At 68.3% G+C, this 16,920-nt stretch carries 16 protein-coding genes and 1 tRNA gene; 5 read left to right on the forward strand and 12 right to left on the reverse strand.

Annotated features, from left to right (window positions below):
• The first annotated feature begins 298 nt into the window (after positions 1–298).
• A complete protein-coding gene (locus V7Q81_RS09315; RefSeq protein ID WP_333842449.1) occupies positions 299–1,042 on the forward strand; it encodes a GNAT family N-acetyltransferase in 744 nt (247 codons plus the stop codon).
• Positions 1,043–1,076: 34 nt separating this feature from the next.
• The gene (locus V7Q81_RS09320; RefSeq protein WP_333842417.1) at positions 1,077–1,892 is read left to right on the forward strand and encodes a lysophospholipid acyltransferase family protein; all 816 of its coding nucleotides are present in this window, start codon (positions 1,077–1,079) and stop codon (positions 1,890–1,892) included.
• Here the strand turns inward: V7Q81_RS09320 and V7Q81_RS09325 are convergent.
• A complete protein-coding gene (locus V7Q81_RS09325; RefSeq protein WP_333842419.1) occupies positions 1,777–2,586 on the reverse strand; it encodes a symmetrical bis(5'-nucleosyl)-tetraphosphatase in 810 nt (269 codons plus the stop codon). The genes V7Q81_RS09320 and V7Q81_RS09325 overlap by 116 nt on opposite strands.
• A 65-nt stretch (positions 2,587–2,651) precedes the next feature.
• On the reverse strand, positions 2,652–3,206 hold the full coding sequence (locus tag V7Q81_RS09330; protein WP_333842421.1) for a c-type cytochrome: 555 nt from the start codon (positions 3,204–3,206) through the stop codon (positions 2,652–2,654).
• 109 nt (positions 3,207–3,315) lie between these two features.
• Between V7Q81_RS09330 and V7Q81_RS09335 the strand changes: the two genes are divergently transcribed.
• Both V7Q81_RS09335 and yqeC read left to right on the forward strand, forming a co-directional pair.
• Positions 3,316–3,392, forward strand: a tRNA-Arg gene (locus V7Q81_RS09335).
• A 106-nt stretch (positions 3,393–3,498) separates the two neighbouring features.
• A complete protein-coding gene (gene yqeC / locus V7Q81_RS09340; RefSeq protein ID WP_333842423.1) occupies positions 3,499–4,275 on the forward strand; it encodes a selenium cofactor biosynthesis protein YqeC in 777 nt (258 codons plus the stop codon).
• Between the two features lie 23 nt (positions 4,276–4,298).
• Here yqeC and ald read toward each other — a convergent pair whose 3' ends face one another.
• The 8 genes from ald to V7Q81_RS09380 all read right to left on the reverse strand — a co-directional run bounded on the left by ald (position 4,299) and on the right by V7Q81_RS09380 (position 12,985).
• Positions 4,299–5,417, reverse strand: coding sequence for an alanine dehydrogenase (ald, locus tag V7Q81_RS09345; protein ID WP_333842425.1), 1,119 nt, complete (start codon positions 5,415–5,417; stop codon positions 4,299–4,301).
• 57 nt (positions 5,418–5,474) lie between these two features.
• Positions 5,475–6,347, reverse strand: a complete 873-nt coding sequence (locus tag V7Q81_RS09350) for a DUF4743 domain-containing protein (protein WP_333842428.1) — start codon at positions 6,345–6,347, stop codon at positions 5,475–5,477.
• Positions 6,348–6,395: 48 nt separating this feature from the next.
• The gene (locus V7Q81_RS09355) at positions 6,396–6,704 is read right to left on the reverse strand and encodes a hypothetical protein (RefSeq protein ID WP_333842430.1); all 309 of its coding nucleotides are present in this window, start codon (positions 6,702–6,704) and stop codon (positions 6,396–6,398) included.
• Positions 6,705–6,959 carry a MoaD/ThiS family protein gene (locus V7Q81_RS09360; RefSeq protein ID WP_333842431.1) on the reverse strand — a complete coding sequence of 85 codons (255 nt, stop codon included), beginning with the start codon at positions 6,957–6,959 and terminating at the stop codon, positions 6,705–6,707.
• Positions 6,956–8,209, reverse strand: a complete 1,254-nt coding sequence (locus V7Q81_RS09365; protein ID WP_333842433.1) for an NAD(P)/FAD-dependent oxidoreductase — start codon at positions 8,207–8,209, stop codon at positions 6,956–6,958. Before V7Q81_RS09365 ends, V7Q81_RS09360 begins: the two co-directional genes overlap by 4 nt.
• A complete protein-coding gene (locus V7Q81_RS09370; RefSeq protein WP_333842435.1) occupies positions 8,206–10,056 on the reverse strand; it encodes an aldehyde ferredoxin oxidoreductase family protein in 1,851 nt (616 codons plus the stop codon). Before V7Q81_RS09370 ends, V7Q81_RS09365 begins: the two co-directional genes overlap by 4 nt.
• A 13-nt stretch (positions 10,057–10,069) precedes the next feature.
• On the reverse strand, positions 10,070–10,549 hold the full coding sequence (locus V7Q81_RS09375; RefSeq protein WP_333842437.1) for a 4Fe-4S dicluster domain-containing protein: 480 nt from the start codon (positions 10,547–10,549) through the stop codon (positions 10,070–10,072).
• Between the two features lie 234 nt (positions 10,550–10,783).
• Entirely contained in the window at positions 10,784–12,985 is a 2,202-nt protein-coding gene (locus V7Q81_RS09380; protein WP_333842440.1) for a TonB-dependent receptor family protein, read from the reverse strand.
• A gap of 177 nt (positions 12,986–13,162) precedes the next feature.
• Between V7Q81_RS09380 and V7Q81_RS09385 the strand changes: the two genes are divergently transcribed.
• Positions 13,163–14,902: a hypothetical protein gene (locus tag V7Q81_RS09385; protein WP_333842442.1), complete on the forward strand. Its 1,740-nt coding sequence runs from the start codon at positions 13,163–13,165 to the stop codon at positions 14,900–14,902.
• A gap of 241 nt (positions 14,903–15,143) precedes the next feature.
• Here V7Q81_RS09385 and V7Q81_RS09390 read toward each other — a convergent pair whose 3' ends face one another.
• Both V7Q81_RS09390 and V7Q81_RS09395 read right to left on the reverse strand, forming a co-directional pair.
• The gene (locus V7Q81_RS09390) at positions 15,144–15,950 is read right to left on the reverse strand and encodes an ABC transporter permease (RefSeq protein WP_333842445.1); all 807 of its coding nucleotides are present in this window, start codon (positions 15,948–15,950) and stop codon (positions 15,144–15,146) included.
• Positions 15,947–16,920: ABC transporter ATP-binding protein (locus V7Q81_RS09395; protein ID WP_333842448.1), on the reverse strand; the 974-nt coding region annotated here is incomplete at its 5' end. The genes V7Q81_RS09390 and V7Q81_RS09395, both read right to left, overlap by 4 nt.

The raw sequence follows: 16,920 nt of genomic DNA on the forward strand, positions 1-16,920 counted from the left end.
CGTCGGCCCGGCCTGGAAATCACGGTGAAGCTCGATAGCGGTGGCCTGATCGCGGTGACCCAGGAGGCTGACGAGAGCTTCAAGCCCGGCGACCGGGTGAGGGTGGTGTCCGGCGGCGGCGCGACCCGGGTCACCCACTACTAAGCCCAACGCGCAACCGAGAGGCTGCCCGGTGCACCTGGGACGGGCAGGGATTTCATCCAGGATTAGCGGGTCCTTCACGCAGCCGTCACGGTGCTCGCCTATAGTGGCGCTGGCCGTGGAGAAGGAATCGACCGTGCTGACCCGACAATCGCCCCTGTGCCCGGTGCAGCGCTCGCGGCTCCGGCTTGAGTTCGCCCAGTCTCCGGAAGACGTCCTGGAGGCCCAGCGGCTGCGCTACCGGGTGTTCGGAGAGGAAATGGGCGCGCGCCTGAAGAGCGCCCATCTGGGCATCGATCGCGATCTGTACGACCCGTACTGCGAGCACCTGCTGGTGCGCGACCGCGAGACCCACGAAGTGGTGGGCACCTACCGCATCCTAAGCCCCGAGAACGCCAGGCGTATCGGCGGCTACTATTGCGAGGACGAGTTTGACCTGGTGCGGCTCGCCCACCTGGGCCCGCGCCTTGTGGAGCTGGGGCGCTCCTGTGTACACCCCGATTATCGCAACGGCGCCATCATCGCCCTGCTCTGGTCGGGCATCGCCGCCTACATGCGCCGCCACGGATACGAGTATCTGATCGGCTGCGCGAGCATCGCCATGGGCGACGGGGGACGGATGGCGGCCAGCCTCTACCAGCACCTGCGCCGGCGCTTCATGAGTCCGGTGGAATACCGGGTGTTTCCGCGCTGCCCTCTTCCCCTCGCTGCGCTCAAGACGGAGTGGGACGCCTCCGTTCCGCCCCTGATCAAGGGTTACCTGCGCCTCGGCGCGTGGGTATGCGGCGACCCGGCCTGGGATCCCGACTTCAATACCGCGGATCTCCTCCTTCTGTTGCCCATGCACCGCCTGAACGAGCGCTATGCGCGCCATTTCCTGAAAGATCATCACCACGCCTAGCCTGCATTCTTTCGTCCGTTCCGTGGGGCGGATCGTGCGCCTAGTGGTTCACCTGGCGGCGGGGCTCCTGCGCGTGACTTTTCAGTACCCGCGGCTCGACCGGTCCGCTCGAGCCCGGGTCATGCAGCGCTGGTCTCGCCAGCTGCTCGGCATTCTGGGTGTGGAGCTTGCCGTGACCGGCGAGCCTCCCGGTGTCGAACCGGGCATGGAGGTGGTGGTGGCGAATCACGTTTCCTGGCTCGACATCTTCGTCATCTCCGCGGTGAGCCCATGCCGTTTCGTGGCCAAGGCGGAGATCCGGCGCTGGCCGGTGATCGGTTACCTGAGCGAGCGGGCGGGAACGCTTTTCGTCGAGCGCAGCCGGCGCCATGACGCGGCGCGGGTGAACGCAGCGATCCGGCAGCTGTTGACTGCCGGGGAGCGCCTGGCGGTCTTTCCCGAAGGCACCACCACCGACGGCACCGAGCTGAAAATCTTTCACCCCTCCCTGCTCCAACCCGCCGTGGAGGTGGGAGCGCCCGTCCATCCCGCAGCGCTGCGCTATCGAGATGGCTCGGGAGCCCTGTCCCGGGCGGCGCCCTACGCCGGGGACGTGAGCTTCGCCGGCTCCCTCGGGCGCCTCCTGCGCGAGCCTTACACCCGGGCCGAGATCGTCTTCTGTTCGCCGATTGACGCTCGCGGCTTCACCCGCCACACGCTGGCCCGGGCGTCGGAGCAGGCCATCGCCGCCGCCCTCAACCTGCCCCTTCCCCGCAGGCGACCTGGAACACCTGCCGATCCTCCAGGCGCAAAGCCGTCAGCTTTCCTCCCCACACGCAGCCCGTATCGAGCGTCGCCACCGTCTCGGTGAGGGCAAGCCCATGGGCGGCCCAATGGCCGCAGACGATGAAATGGCTGCGACTACGGCGCCCGGGCACGGCGTACCAGGGCAGGCAGCCGGCGGGGGCGAGCTCGGGGGGGCCGGTGTAGGTGAACTCCATGCGACCGTCCGGAGTGAGGATTCGAAGCCGCGTCATGGCGTTGACGATCGCCCGCAGGCGCTCATAGCCGGTTAAGCCTTCGTCCCACCGGTCTGGCCGATTGCCGTACATATGGCGGCAGAAGCCGTCCAGGTCCTGCACCAGGGCTTGCTCCACTTCCCGCCCCAGCTCGAGGGCCTGGGGCACGCTCCACTCGGGCAGCAGTCCCGCGTGCACCAGGAGGGCAGAGCCTTCGGCGTAGATCAGAGGGCGGCGGCGCAGCCAGTCGAGCAGCTCGTCCCGGTCGGGTGCCCCCAGCACCTCCCCCAGGGTATCCTGGCGATGGAGGTGGCGCGCCCCCCGCGCAGCCGCCAGCAGATGGAGGTCATGGTTGCCCAGCACCGTCACCGCCGCTGTACCCAGGCGTTTCACGAAGCGCAGGGTCTTGAGGGAGGCGGGACCGCGATTGACCAGGTCGCCGGTGAACCAGAGCCGGTCCCGGGACGGATCGAAGCGGATCGCTTCGAGTAAGCGCCGCAGCGCATCGTAGCAGCCCTGCACGTCGCCGATCGCGTAGGTGGCCATGGTTCTGGGCGAAACAAAAAAGGCGCAGACCCGGGTCTGCGCCCGCGTGACCCTTTCGTTCGTCCCTACTTGGCGTGCTCCACCATGTAGTCCACCGCGGCCTTCACTTCCGCGTCGGACAGGGCGGGATTGCCTCCCTTGGGGGGCATGGCACCCTTGCCCTTGAGGGCGGACGTGTAAAGCGCCTCCATGCCCTGGGCGACGCGGGGGCTCCAGGCCGCTTTGTCCCCATATTTCGGCGCACCGGCGACCCCCGCGGCATGACAGGCGGCGCAGGCTTTTTGATAGACCGCCTGGCCGTCCAGGGCGGCGGTCTGGGTGCCCGCCGCAGGCGCCGGGGTTTGCACCGGCGCAGGGGCGGGGGTGGCTGCGGCAAGGCGCTGGGCCTCGGCTTCGGCAGCGGGGGTGCCGGCCACCACCAGGGTTCCCACCGGCTTTAACCGCTGCGCCACGGCCTCCGGCGTCATCGCCTCTTTCGGCGCTTTGATGCCGGCGGTCATCAAGTGGGCGATCATCACGATGACGAGCACCGGCACGAGGAAGGCGAGCACCACCGTGATGATGAGTTGCTTCGGCGTCTTGATGAGGGAAGGATGCTCTTCGATATGGATGTCTGCCATGCCGGGTTCCAGGGGCAAAAAAGTCGTGGAATTATAGCGGCTTTGCGCAAGGCGCTCAAAGCATGGGCGTGGACGCACTCGCGGGAACGGGGCATAATACAGGCCCCACGCGCCCGTAGCTCAGCTGGATAGAGTGTCGGCCTCCGGAGCCGAAGGTCGTGAGTTCGAATCTCGCCGGGCGCGCCACCGCCTCCCTGCCTGCACCAGGTGTCGTGACAAAGCGGGGTGACGCTTGCCCGCGCTTCGAAATCCGGCCGCTGCACACAGCCCTCGTGATCCGCAACCCGGTCGGGTGAGGGGCGAGGATCTGCTCGATCTGTTGGGCGCCCGCTGCGGCATCGTGTGCGCCGTGGGTGCGGGGGGGAAGAAGAGCGTGCTCCAGCGCCTCGCCGCCCTCCATCCGGGGCCCTTAGCCTTTACCGCTACGGTCCTCACACCACCTCTGCCGGCGAGCCTTTCCGTTACCCAGGTGGTGGCCGAGGAGCCCATGCTCTCGGAACGAGTGCGGGCGGCAGCCGCTCGCCACCCCAAGGTGGCGTATTTCGCTCCAAGCGGAAAGGCGACGAGGCTTGGGGGCGTGGCGCCAGCCGTGGTGGCGCAGATCCACCGAGAGGCCGGTTTCGCCCTCACTCTGGTCAAGGCCGACGGGGCCCGCATGCGTTGGATCAAATGTCCGGAGGAGGACGAGCCCCGGATCCCCCTGGGCACTGCCACCGTCATCGCGCTCGTTTCCGCCCGAGCCATCGGCGAACCCCTGTCCGAGCGTGTGGCTCACCGCGTCGACCGGATCGAGGCAGTGAGCGGGGCCAAGCGGGGCGAGCCGCTCACGCCGGAGCAGGTGGCGCGGCTCATGGCCTCCGAAGAAGGCCTCATGAAAGGGATCGGTTCGGCGCGGGTGGTGCCGGTGATCAACATGGTAGACGACCCCGGGCGAGAGGTCCTGGCCCGTCAAGCGGCGGAAGCTGCCCTGGCCCTCACCCGACGCTTCGACCGGGTGCTTCTCTGCCGGCTGAAGGCGGAAAATCCCCTGGTGGGCGTGATCGCCCGGGATCGTGCCCGGGGAGCGTGACCCCCAGCGCATTCCGCGCTTTTTTACGCGGCGAGCGCCCGCGTGGGCTCCAGGAAGGGCAGCCCCAAAGCCTGCGCTACGCCCCGGTGGGTGATACGCCCGCGGCACACGTTGAGCCCCTCCCGCAGGTGGGGGTCCTCCTCCATCGCCCGGCGCCAGCCCTTGTCGGCGAGGGCCAGCACGAAGGGCAGGGTGGCGTGGTTGAGGGCGTAGGTGGAGGTGTGGGGCACCGCCCCGGGCATGTTGGCCACGCAATAGTGCACCACCCCCTCTTCCATGTAAGTGGGTTCGGCATGGGTGGTGGGGCGGGAGGTCTCGGCGCAGCCCCCCTGGTCGATGGAGACGTCCACGATGGCGGAGCCGGGCTTCATGGCCCGCACCAGCGCCCGGGGTAGCAGCTTGGGGGCGGCAGCGCCGGGGATCAGTACTGCGCCGATCACCAGCTCCGCCCCCAGCACATGCTCTTCGATGTTGTGGCGGTTGGAAAAGCAGGTGACCACCCGCGCCCCCAGCATATGCTCCAGTCGGCGCAACCGCTCCACCGAGAGGTCCAGAACGGTGACCTGGGCGCCAGTGCCCACCGCCATTTGCGCCGCATTGGTCCCCACCACGCCCGCGCCGAGGATGGTAATGCGGGCCGCTGGCACGCCAGGCACGCCTCCCAGGAGCACCCCCATGCCGCCGTTTTCCCGTTCCAGACAGCGGGCGCCGGCCTGGATCGCCATGCGGCCCGCCACCTCCGACATGGGCGCGAGCAAGGGCAGCCCGCCGCCGGGGGAAGTAACGGTCTCGTAGGCAATGGCCACCACACCCCGCGCCATAAGGTCTCGAGCTTGGCCGGGGTCGGGGGCGAGGTGGAGGTAGGCGAAGAGAATCTGGTTTTCCCTGAGGCGCGCCCGCTCCGCGGGCTGAGGTTCCTTGACCTTCACGATCATCTCTGCCCGGGCGTAGACCTCTTCGGCGCACGCCGCGACCTCGGCCCCGGCACCCAGGTACTCGGCATCGGTGGCGCCGATGCCGGCCCCCGCGCCCCGTTCCACCAGGACCCGGTGGCCATGGGCGATCACCTCCTTCACGCTGGCAGGGGTAAGGCCCACTCGGTACTCATGGGTTTTGATCTCCTTGGGTACGCCGATGAGCATGGCGACGCTCCTGGATGCCAAAAACAATTTTTGGACGCGGGGACAGCTTTGCCGGTTTCAGCCCAGGGGTTTCGGCCGCAGGCCTGCCACCAAACACTGGTAGCCCCGATCGTCGGGACCGATCACCCCGTGGCGCACCAAGCAGTCCAGGATGACCAGAGCAGCGTCCAGGGTAAAGGAGGCCGCCTCGTGCGCCAGCGTGTGGGGCAAGGTCTGGAGGGGGACCCGCTGGAATTCGGTCACTTCCCCGTCCGTATTCCACGGCGTGAATTCCGGGGGCAGCGCCAGGTCATGGACGAAGATCACCTCCGACTGGACCCCTTCGGGCACCTCCCGCCGCAGTCCCACCCATCCGGCCGGGCGGGCCTTGCGGGCCAGGGGCTCTAGAATGCCCGCCTCCTCAAAGCATTCCTTGACCAGGGTCTGGGCTGCGGTGTGGCCGGCAGCGACACCCCCGCCCACCAGGTTGTCCAGCAGGCCCGGATCGATGGGCTTCGTGGGGCTGCGGCGGGCGATCCACATATCCGTGCCGCCCTCCGGACGATGGACGAGCCCGTTCACGTGGACGGCGAAAGTGGTGAGGCCGAAGGGGCGGGCCGCCGCCCGCTCGATAGTGAACAGGGTCGGCGCGTGGAAGCGGCGGCGAATGGCGTAGAGCTCGTGGCGTACCCCAGGGATCCAGCCTTCGGCGGCGAGTGTCTCCACCGCCCGGGCGAGGGCCAGGGTCCGGGCCTCGGGGGTGGCCAGATCGGGATGGAGGGCGACGCCGAAGTCCCCCACCAGGAATACCTCTGTCATGGCTTCGAGCCGCTCGGCGAGCCGGGGCGCCACCCATCCCACGGGCTCGCCGGCGGCGTGGAAAGGGAGCTGTCCGCTGGGATCGAAGCGGGCCGCGGCCCGGACGATGTCCATCAGGGGCGTCAGGTCCAAGGGCGAAAATCCGCGGCGATGGGGCGAGCGGATGGGCTCGAGGGACCGTCAGCCGCCGCCGCGCCGGTAGTAAGCATCGAAGCGCAGCATGAACTGCTCGATCTCCTGGGGCGTGTAGCCCACGAACTCCAGGGCGACACCGGTCTGGGGCAAGGTGAGGGCGCCGATCTGGCGGGTACCTTCGGGGGAGAGCCGGATTTCCAGGCGCTTGTCGGGGCCGCTCTTGACCAGGATGTTGGCCGGGTCTTCCGTGTCCGGGCGCCGTCCCAAGGCCGCGGGGAGCGTGCGCAGGAAGTCCTTGTGGCTAATCGCCAGATGGCGCTCGACCCGTACCGGCTCTGCCATTCGTTCTGCCATTCAGCCTCCCGCTACCGGCGGCCAGATGGCCAGTACGTCCCCGTCCCGGAGTGGTCGGCTCGCCCGGGCTTCCCGTTCCACGTATTCTCCGTTCACCAGCGTCAGATGCACCAGCTTCTCGGGCAAGCGGAACCGTTCCACCACCGCAGCGACCGTCGTGCCTTCGGGCAAGGTGAGCTCCAGCGCCCGCTCGCCGCGGGCCTCCGCCGGTAGGTAGTCCTGGAGCATGGCGAAGAGCTTGAGGGTGACTTTCATGCGGCCGCGCCCTGGGCGCGGGCGAGGTAGGCCTCCATGAGCCGGGTCGGGTCCTTGAGCAGGCGGCCCTTCCATGGCCCCAGGGGGGTACGGGTCTGGATCAGACCCCGGATCACGCCCACGTGCTCGGTGAGCCCCAGGGCATGGGCCCCTACCAGCACGTCGTCCTGGAACTCGAGGCGCAGATAACGAAAGCGCTCCGGATCGGCGCGCTCCGCGCCTTCGCCGTCGGGCAACCCCATCCACTGGCCAAAGGAGGTGGCGACGAGGCCCATGGTATCGAGTACGTTCATCACCAGGGTGCCGGCCAGACTGGCCGTTTTTCCCGCCATGTTGAGGGCGGCGACCCGTGCCTGGTCGGCGGCGTTGGGTTGGATGGCGTTGACGATCATCCTTCCCGTGCCAAGCTCGGCCGCTTGGGCCACGTCCCCTGCGGCGTAGACGCCGGCGACGCTGGTTTGCATGGCGGCATCCACCCTCACGCCCACATCGGTGGCGATGCCGCTGCCCGCCAGGAATTCCACATTGGGCCGCACGCCGGTGGCGTTGATGACCAGCTCCGCCGGCAGCCGAGTGCCGTCGCTCAGGCTCACCTCCAGGGTCTCCGTGCCCCTCTTCGTCTCGATGCGCTCCACCCGAGTGGAAGTGTAGACCTTCACGCCTTGGCGTTCCACCCAGCGGCGGATCAGGTCACCCGCGACCTCGCCCATCATGCGGGGCACCAGGCGGTTGCCCATCTCCACCACGGTAAGCTGCACACCCCGGGCGAGGAGGGGATCCAGAATGATGCAGCCGATGAAGCCCGCCCCCATCTGTACCACCCGGGCGCCAGGTTGGGCCCGGGCCATGATGCGGCGGGCGTCCGCCAGGCTCCAGCAGGGCAGCACCCCGGGGCCATCGCCCCCGGCCACCGGCGGGAGGGCGGGCCGCGAGCCGGTGGCGATGAGCAGCCGGTCATAAGCGAGCCGGCTGCCGTCTTCCAGCCCCACCTGCCGCTCGGCGGTATCGATTCCGCGGGCGCGGGCGGTCTTCAGCGCAATTCCCAGCCGCTGGAAGTGGCCCGGATCCTTGCGTAGCCAGGTGCCACGCTCATCGATCTGGCCTTCCAGCAGGTAAGGGATGGCCATACGGGAGTAAGGCGGCTCCGGCTCGTCCCCCACGAGCACGATGTCCCCCGAGGGATCGGTCCGGCGCAGGGTCTCGGCGGCGATCACCCCGGCGGGGCCGTTGCCGATGATCACGTACTTCATTGCAATCCTAACCGCCTGCGGGTCTCCGGCGTGGGCACCCCGTCCGGGGTCCAGCCCCGCACCTCGTAATACCGGGGCAGCATCACGTCCAGGTGGCACACTTCCCCTTTCTGCGGGCCCGTCTTGCAGGGCTCCTGGAGCAGGCGCGGCGGTAAGGTGTCGTCCTTGGCGGTGAAGCCTGCCTTCAGGTTGAACTCCCGCTCCAGGTTCCAGATGCGCTCGCCCAGAAGGTTCAGGGCCTCCAAGGACCAGTCGCCTTCGCAGGCCGCCTGGATCTGAGGCTGGATGTCCGCCAGGGTCCAGGCAAAGGTGGTGAACACGCACAGACCCGTGGAATCCACCACCGCGGTGGCGTCTTGGAACGCCTTCAGCATTTCGGGCTTGCCTTCGGTCGCCTTGGGATCGGTCTTTACCGGGTTGCCCAGCACCTCGGTGGCCACCATGTAGCCGCGCAAGTGGCACGCGCCCCGGTTGGCGGTGGCGTAGCCGAGCCCCATGCCCTGGAGCGCCCGCCCGTCGTAGGCCGGAAATTCCTGTCCCTTCACGCTCATGGACAGCTCCGGATGGCCGTATTTCTCGCACAGCCGCTTGGAGCCCAGGCCCAGCACCTTGCCGAAACCTTCCCCCCGGGCCGTCCATTCGGCGAAGCGGCACAGGGCCTGGGCCGAGCCGAAGGGGGCGGGCATGCCGATCTCGGCCTCGGTGAGCACGCCCATTTCATAGAGCTCCATCGCCGCGCCCACCGTGGCCCCGAAAGAGATGGGGTCCATACCGTCTTCATTGCAGATGAAGTTGGCATAGGTGAGGGCTTCCAGGTCATCCACGCCGTTCGCTGCTCCCAGGGCCCAGGCGGCTTCGTACTCCAGGCCCCCGGAAGCGCCCCAGTACTCGGGCTTGTTCTTCACCGTCCAATGGGTCTCATCGATCTTGGAGATGCGCCCGCAGGCGATGGTGCAGCCGAAGCAGGCCTGGTTGGTCACCAGATTGGGCTTGCCGTCGGTGGGCCGGGGCTGGTGCATGGCCTCACCCGAGATCTTGTGAGCGCCCTCGAACTGCACGTCCCGATGGTTGCGGGTGGGCAGGGCCCCCACCTCGTTGATCACGTTCATGAGTACCTGGGTCCCGAACTTGGGCAGGCCCTGGCCGGTCACGGGATGGTTTTTGAGGATCTCCTTGGCCGTGCGCACCGCCTCCATGAAGGCCTTGGGGTCGCGGATCTTGCCCACTCCTTGAGTGCCGCGCACCGCCACCGCCTTCAGGTTCTTCGAGCCCATCACCGCCCCTACCCCCGAGCGGCCCGCCGCCCGGTGCAGGTCGTTGACGATGGCGGCGTAGAGCACCTGGTTTTCCCCCGCGCGCCCGATACAAGCGACCCGGATCAAGGGGTCCTGGTGACGTGCCTGGATCGCGGGCTCCGTGTCCCACACCGATTTGCCCCACAGGAAGTCGGCGGGCAGAAGCTGCGCCTGGTCGTTCTCGATGTAGAGGTAGACAGGGGTCGAGCTGCGGCCTTCGATGATCACCATGTCCCAACCCGCCATCTTGAGCTCCGCTCCGAAGAAACCGCCTGAGTTGGAACAGGCGATGGCCCCGGTGAGCGCCCCCTTGGTGATGACCGAGTAGCGCCCGCCAGTCGAGGCCATGGTGCCCGTCAAGGGGCCTGTGGCGAAAATGAGCTTGTTGTCCGGGGACAGGGGATCGACCTTGGGGTCGATCTCGGACACCAGGTACTTGGTGGCGAGCCCCCGCTGCCCTAGGTACTGGCGCGCCCACGCCATGTTGAGGGGTTCGGGAGTGCAGGTCCCCTTCGTGAGGTTCACGCGCAAGATCTTGCCTTGCCATGCCATGGTCGGTTCCTCCTCAGTGAGAGGCGCGGGCCTGGGTGTCGGTGCGGGCAGCCCAGGCGCGCATGCGCTCCAGCCCAGTCCAGGCCGCGTCGATGTAGGTGATGGCCCCCGTGGGACAGGCTTCGGCACAAGCAGGCTTGCCCCCGCACAGGTCGCACTTGATGACCTTGCCCGTGTCCACGTTGTAATTGATGGTGCCGAAGGGGCAGGCGATGGTGCACACCTTGCAGCCGACGCACAGGGAGTCCACCACCACTTTGGCACCGGTGGCGGCGTCGATCTTGATCGCCTCCACCGGGCAGGCGTGCAGGCACCACGCCTCGGCGCACTGGGTACAGGTGTAGGGGACTTTACGCCCCGCGTGGTGGAAGTCGAACACCTTGATGCGGGACTTGGCGATGTTGAACACGCCCTCGTTTTCGAAGCTACAGGCCATCTCGCACTGGAGGCATCCAGTGCATTTGTCCGGGTTGATATACAGGGATTTCAGCATGGGATGGAGCTCCTCCTCTTCCGGGCCTGACGAACCGCTGGGTCCAAAGCGCCATGATACCGCTGCGGCGGCAAAGGGAGACAGCCAACTGGCGGCCTCCGGCGCCCGTCACGCAAAGATCATGCCCCGGCGCCTAGGCGCCAAAACCCCGGGGAGGACGCCTCGATTATCTGGCCCAGTGCCCCAGAATGGCGCGCCTGTTCCAGGATTGACACACCAGCAAGCCGGCACGGGTCAGAAAAGACGACGCAGCGACAGGCCTACGAGAAAGGTGCGCCCCGGCGCCGGCGCGAAGAAGCGGCCATTGGCGTCGCCCACGATCACCGCACCGATGTACTCTTCGTCGAAGAGGTTATCCACCCGCAGAAACTCCTGGAACAGCCAGTCGCCGGAGCGTTGGGTGAAAACGGCCCGGGCGCTAGCGACGAAGTAGCTGGGGGCGAAGTCCGAGTTGAGGTCGTCCACGTACACCTTGGCATTCCAACGCCCTTCGAGGGCCGCTGTGAGCCCGAGGGGCCGGTACTCCCACTGGAGCTCCCCGTAGACCGTGTACTCGGGCACGGCGGGGATGCGGTTGCCGGCGGCCACGGTGGCGTTGGGCGCAGTGCAGAACCCGGTACAGGTGGGGAAACTGTCCTGGAACCGGGCCTCTAGGTAGGTGAGAGCCAGATAGGCGGAGAGCCCGCGGGTTAAGCGGCTGTCCAGGGACAGCTCCGCGCCCCGACGGCGGGTGTCGCCGGCGTTCTGGAAGGTGGCCCGCCCGCCGGAATTGGAGAACACCACGATCTCGTCCTGGGTGTCGATCTGGAACAGGGCGGCGTTTACCAAGGTGTCGGCCCCGAGGAAGGCCTTGATCCCCACTTCGTAGTGGTTGCTCTTGGACGGCTCCAGGGACAGATTGAGCCCGGAGCTGCCGTCGGGCCGGTAGGCGATCTCGATGAAGGTGGGGGTCTCGAAGCTGCGGCCGGCGTTGGCGTAGAGGTTGACCGCCGGCGTGAGGCGGTAGAGCAGTCCCGCCACCGGCGTCCAGGCGGAGAAGCGGCGGCTGCCACTGTCGTCCGGGTTGAAATTGGTGGCGGTCACGGGCAGGGTGCTGCCGCTGCAGGTGCCCAGGGGCGTGCCGGTGGTATTCACCGTGGTGGTGCAGATGAATTTGTCCTTCGACTCGAAATCCACCCGGGTGTAGCGTAGCCCCGCGTGCAGGCTCAAGGCGTCGGTGGCCCGCCACTCTCCCTGCAGGTAACCGCCCCAGCTCTCGCTTAAGTTGTCCTCGTCCCGCTTGAGGGCGCCTTTGCTTCCCAGCTCGTTGCGGAAGCCCTTGCGATCGTCCTGGGCCCGGTCGTAGTCGAGCCCAGCGGTCAAGGTGAACGGCGTGCCGAAAGCCTCGCTCCGGCGGGTCCAGCGCACGCTGGCGCCGCCAAAGTCCCGATCGAAGACGCTCACGCCGCCCGAGTGGCGCAGCCCGTTCTGGGTCATCAAGGGAATGGCGAGGAACTGCTCATTGCTGCGCTGGCCGAAATAGGCGGCCACACGCAGGGTGTCGGAGGCGGAAAGGGGCTGTTCCCACACCGCCCCCGCCTGCGAGTTGGAAAGGCTCCTGCGGGTCTTGAACTGCAGCGCTGCGGGACTCGCCTGTTCCCGGTTTTCCCGGACCTGGTCCGCCGTCAGCCCTAGGGGGTCCAGGTTATCCGGCTGGTCCAGATGGTTGAGGGTGAGCTGCAGCCGTCCGCCGCCCGAGAGGGTCTGGACCAGCTTGGCGTTCACCTGGTCCTTGCGCGCGCTGCTCCAGTCCCGGAAGCCGTCGGTCTCGAACCGGGAGCCGTTGATCAGATAGCCTCCGCTCACCCAAGAGCCGCCCAGCTTCAGCCCGGCTTTCCAGGTGTCGAAGGAGCCGAAGCGGACGTAGGGTTCGACGAAGGCTCGCTCGGGAGGATCCTCGGTGAAGACTTGCACCACGCCTCCGGAATGGTTGCCGTAGAGGGCGGAGAAGGGGCCCCGCAGCACCTCGATGCGCGCCGCCGAGTCCAGGTCGAACAAGCCCGCGCCCCCCTGGCCGTCGGGGGTACTAGCGGGAATTCCGTCGGCATAGAGCCGGATGCCTCGTACGCCGAACTGGGAGCGGGCGCCGAAACCCCGCAGGATGATCTGCTGCTCCTGGGCGAAGGTTTCCCGGTTCTGGACCACCGTGCCCGGCACCCGGGGCAAGCTCTCCGACACGTTGACCCCTGCCCGCCCTTCCTGGAGCACCTGGGCGCCGAGCGCGTCGATCGCCAGCGGCAGGTCGAAGCTCTCCTGCTCGATGCGGGTGGCGGTCACCACCACGGGGGAGGCGCGCACCGCCGTCGCCTCTTCGGGCTCGGCGGCCGTCGCCCCGAAGGGGGCGGGCGAGCCGGAGACGACGGCGGCAAGAAGCGTGAGGGAAATGGACTGGCGCATGTTTTTCTTCGCTTTGCAGTGTGCCCGGGAAAAGCATAGCGACTTCTCCCATCATGATTTTCATGAAATTGCGGGCAAGGTTTTACAGCCACCCCCCGGCTTTCGAAAAAATCTTTCTACGCCCGGCGCTGGTAGGGGAAAATGGCGCTACTGTCATCTCTTACCGTCGAGACCCCGATGAGAAACTCTGCCCTCACGCCTGCGATGTGGGCCCTGGCAGGCCTCCTGGTGGCCAGCCTTTCCGGTTGCAGCGTTCCCCGGCTCGGGGAATGGACCGGCCGGCTCGATCCCTTGTCTCCCGCGCCCGGGCGGGGGGTTTCGGCTGCCGCACCAGGGGCGGCAGCCGCCGCCCCCATCGCGGCCACGGTAGGCATCTACATGGCGCCCAAGGAAGCCACCAAACGCACCCACGTGTTGGCGGGGGGGTATGCCGGGGGTGACTGGTTCGAGGAAGGGCGCATGGTGCAGGCCACGGCGCTCAAGGCCTTCACGGGACTCTTCGCGCAAGCGGCGCCCGTCAAGCAGCGGGCCGCGTCCCACCCGGTGGCCCACGTCCAAGGCTGGAGCACTTACAACCCCATCTTAAAAGCCTGCTACGCCACGGTGGTGGTGACCTTCCTCGCCCCCGGCGGCGAGACGCTGGGGCGGTTGGAGGCGGAGGCTTCGTCCCAGGGCGGTGGAGAAGCGTGTTTCCAGCGCGGCTACGAGGGCGCGTTCCAGGAGATCGCCCGGCGGCTGCGGGCCGACGGGACCCTGGTGGCGGCGCTGGAAGGTGCTTCCCGCGCTGCTCCCGGGGTGGCGACGGCCGCGCCAGCGGTCCCGGGGCAAGGGCAGGCGCCCTCGGCTCTCGGCGCCGGGGGAGCCCGCGGTCCGGCACCCTCCTCTCCGGGCACGGGGGCTTCTGCGCCGGTCGCGCCTCGAACGGAGCCCGCGGCCCCGGCAGCGGCTGTGGCCCGGCCGTCGCCGGCCGCGCCTCTCCCGGGCGTCTCCCCACCGGCGCCCTCCGCTCCGCCATCGGTGACGCTGCCCCTCCCGATGGAGCTTGCCCTTTACATGGAACCGGAGGAGGCCACCCGCCGCACCCGCATCGCCACCAGCGGCTCCTACGCGGGGGAATGGGTGGAGGAGGGCCGGATCGTTCAAGAGACTGCCTCCCGGACCCTCACCCGGATCTTTGAGCGGGTGAGGCCAGTGGCCGAGAACCGGGGCCCGCGTCCCGTGGCCCAGGTCCGGGGCTGGAGCACCTACAACCCCCTGCTGGGCGTCTACTACGCCACCGCCGCTGTGACCCTTTCCTCCGCCGCCGGCGAGACAGTGGGGGAGTACACGGCGGAAGGATCGTTCCGGGCAGCCGGGGACGAGGGCGCCCGGCGGGCCTACGAGGCGGCGTTCCGCACGCTCGCCGAGATGCTGGCCCAGGACGGCGCAGCCCTGGCGGCCTTGCAGGCACCTGCGCCGGCCGACAAGATGCGGCTCGCGGCCGCATCCCCGGGACCCCTTTTCCTGCCGAGCGCCGGCGCGGTGACCCTCTACATGGCGCCCAGGGATCTTACCCGCAATACCTACGTCATGGGAGGCGCCGGCGGCTACGCCCATTACTGGTTCGAGGAGGGGAGGATCGTCCAGGAGGCCGCCCTGAAAGCCCTCAAGCAGCTCTTCGCCGAGGTGCGGGTCGCTGAGCAGCCGTCGGGCCCGGACCCCATCGCCCGGGTGCAGGGCTCCAGCACGTTTAATCCCACCTTCGATACCTATTATGCCAGCGTCGTGGTGACCTTCTCCGGCCCGGACGGGACGGCCCTGGGCCGCTTCCAGGGGGAAGGGATGGCCCGGGGCCGGCAGGAAGAGGGCTTCCGCCGGGCCTACGAAGCGGCGTTCCAGGCTCTGGTGCGCCAGGCGCTCCAGGCGGGGCGGCTGTAGGTGCGCTTCAGCGCACTGCTCAGAGACGTTTTTTTGCCCCCGGGCGGTGCGTTCCGCCTGCGGCTCAACGTACTCTACGAGCCTACGGGCCGCCAGCTTCCCCCAGCTGCCGCGGAAAGGTGCCCCAGGATCCTGTCGGCCCAGTGCTCGCGGCGCAGGCGATAGGCAAGGCGTCGGCGCCGATCGCCACGAGGGTCGGCCGGACGATCCCGCGCGCGGGGGGCTCGTGAGGCTGCCCTGCTCAATCCCGTCGGCGGGCGATGGCGTGGATCAGGGGCTCGTAGGCGCTATCCCGGGAAAAACGCCAGCACGCGAGGGCGAGGGCGGCAAGGGTGAAGGCGCCCAGCACGGTGAGATCCAGGGTGGGGCTGAAGTCGGGCGCCAGGGCGGAGTCCGCGTTGGCCAGCATTCCGTGCTTCAAGAGATCGACCCCGTAGGTGTAGGGATTGAGCAGGGCGGCGATACGCAGGGGATCGGGCAGGGTGCTCACCGGGTAGAGGGCCCCGGAGAGGAAAAAGACCGGAAAGATCACCAGGTTCATGATGACCGCATAATTGTCTAAAGTCCGGGTAAAGGCGGCCACCAACATCCCCAGGGCTGCGCAAGCGGCGGCGGTCGCGAGCAGCCCGGTTGCCAGCATGGGCGCGTCGACCCCCCGCGAGAGATAGCCCAGCAGGCCCAGCAGGACAAGGAGAAGGGCCGCCTGGACCAGGGCTGCGCAGGCGGCGGAGAGGGCCTTCGCCGCGACGATCCAGGCGTGCCGCAGGGGCGCGATGATGAGCATGCGCATCACCCCCGATTCCTTGTCGTACACCGTGGCGAGCGCTGCCAGCATTGCCCCGAACAGGATGGCCATGCCGGTCACCCCGGGCACGAGAAAGTACTGGTAGCTCTCGGGACCGCCCCGGTCCAGCAGGGCGTCGAACCCTGCCCCAATCACGAACAGCCAAATCAGGGGTCGCACCATGGCGGACAGAAGCCGCCCGCGCTGACGGAAGAGCTTGACCAGCTCCCGCTCCAGCACGGCGTAGAGGGGGCGGGCGATCATGGGTGCACCCGTTCCCGCGCCGGGCGGGGGGCTTGCGCTTCCGACGGCGTCCGGGCCTCCGCCTGGGTGGTCCACAGGAATACGTCGTTGAGATTGGGCCTACGCACCCGCAGCGCTGCCACCCGGGGAGCGAGCTCCGCTTGGAGGGCGGCGAGAGCCGCCGGCTCGCCCCGAAAGCGAAAAGACAGGGTCTCCCCTTCCAGGAGGCTTGCGCCGAGACGGGGGGCGAGGGTCGCGGCCAGATCCTGCAGTCCTTCGCCCTCGATCTCGATCACGTGGGTGCCCAGACCCTCAATGAGGGCCTGGGGCGGGCCGGCGTTCACGATGCGGCCCTGCTTGAGGAAAGCCACCACGTCGCAGTCCACGGCCTCCTCCAGGTAGTGGGTGGTGAGGAGCACGGTGAGTCCCGTGCGCGCCCGCAGCTGTGCGATGAGGCGCCAGATGCGCCGCCGGTTGGGCACGTCAAGGCCGATGGTGGGCTCGTCCAGGAACAGGATGCGGGGCTCGTGGATCACACCCCGGGCGATGTCCAGGGCCCGGCGCTGCCCGCCGGAGAGGCGGCTGACCGGGTGGTCCCGCCGCTCGGCGAGCCCAAAGAGGGCGAGCAGCGCCTCGGTGCGGCGGCGGATTTCGGCGCCCGAGAGGCCGTGGAGCATCCCGGCGAAACGGAGGTTTTCCGCCACCGACAGGCTCGGGTCGAGGGCCGGGTCCTGGAATACCACGCCAATCGCCCGGCGCACCTCCAGCGCCTGGGACAGGACGTCGAATCCTGCCACCCAGGCTTGTCCCCGAGTGGGGCGGATCAGGGTGGAGAGGAGGTGCACGGTGGTGGTTTTGCCCGAGCCATTGGGCCCGAGGAGGCCGAAGAACTGACCCGCAGGGATTTCCAGGGAAAGCCCATCCACCGCTACCAGCTCCCCGTAGCGCTTGGTGAGCTCGAAGGCCTCGATGGCAAGGGGGGGTGAAGGAG

The organism is Pelomicrobium sp. (assembly GCF_036803785.1).
Taxonomy (GTDB): Bacteria; Pseudomonadota; Gammaproteobacteria; order Burkholderiales; family UBA6910; genus Pelomicrobium.

What these genes read in the sequence shown, in the direction of transcription:
- V7Q81_RS09370 (WP_333842435.1), bottom strand. Translation starts at nt 10,056, where the DNA reads ATGGCATGGCAAGGCAAGATCTTGCGCGTGAACCTCACGAAGGGGACC.
- V7Q81_RS09365 (WP_333842433.1), bottom strand. Translation starts at nt 8,209, where the DNA reads ATGAAGTACGTGATCATCGGCAACGGCCCCGCCGGGGTGATCGCCGCC.
- V7Q81_RS09380 (WP_333842440.1), bottom strand. Translation starts at nt 12,985, where the DNA reads ATGCGCCAGTCCATTTCCCTCACGCTTCTTGCCGCCGTCGTCTCCGGC.
- V7Q81_RS09325 (WP_333842419.1), bottom strand. Translation starts at nt 2,586, where the DNA reads ATGGCCACCTACGCGATCGGCGACGTGCAGGGCTGCTACGATGCGCTG.
- V7Q81_RS09385 (WP_333842442.1), top strand. Translation starts at nt 13,163, where the DNA reads ATGAGAAACTCTGCCCTCACGCCTGCGATGTGGGCCCTGGCAGGCCTC.
- V7Q81_RS09375 (WP_333842437.1), bottom strand. Translation starts at nt 10,549, where the DNA reads ATGCTGAAATCCCTGTATATCAACCCGGACAAATGCACTGGATGCCTC.
- ald (WP_333842425.1), bottom strand. Translation starts at nt 5,417, where the DNA reads ATGCTCATCGGCGTACCCAAGGAGATCAAAACCCATGAGTACCGAGTG.
- V7Q81_RS09360 (WP_333842431.1), bottom strand. Translation starts at nt 6,959, where the DNA reads ATGAAAGTCACCCTCAAGCTCTTCGCCATGCTCCAGGACTACCTACCG.
- V7Q81_RS09355 (WP_333842430.1), bottom strand. Translation starts at nt 6,704, where the DNA reads ATGGCAGAACGAATGGCAGAGCCGGTACGGGTCGAGCGCCATCTGGCG.
- V7Q81_RS09330 (WP_333842421.1), bottom strand. Translation starts at nt 3,206, where the DNA reads ATGGCAGACATCCATATCGAAGAGCATCCTTCCCTCATCAAGACGCCG.
- V7Q81_RS09390 (WP_333842445.1), bottom strand. Translation starts at nt 15,950, where the DNA reads ATGATCGCCCGCCCCCTCTACGCCGTGCTGGAGCGGGAGCTGGTCAAG.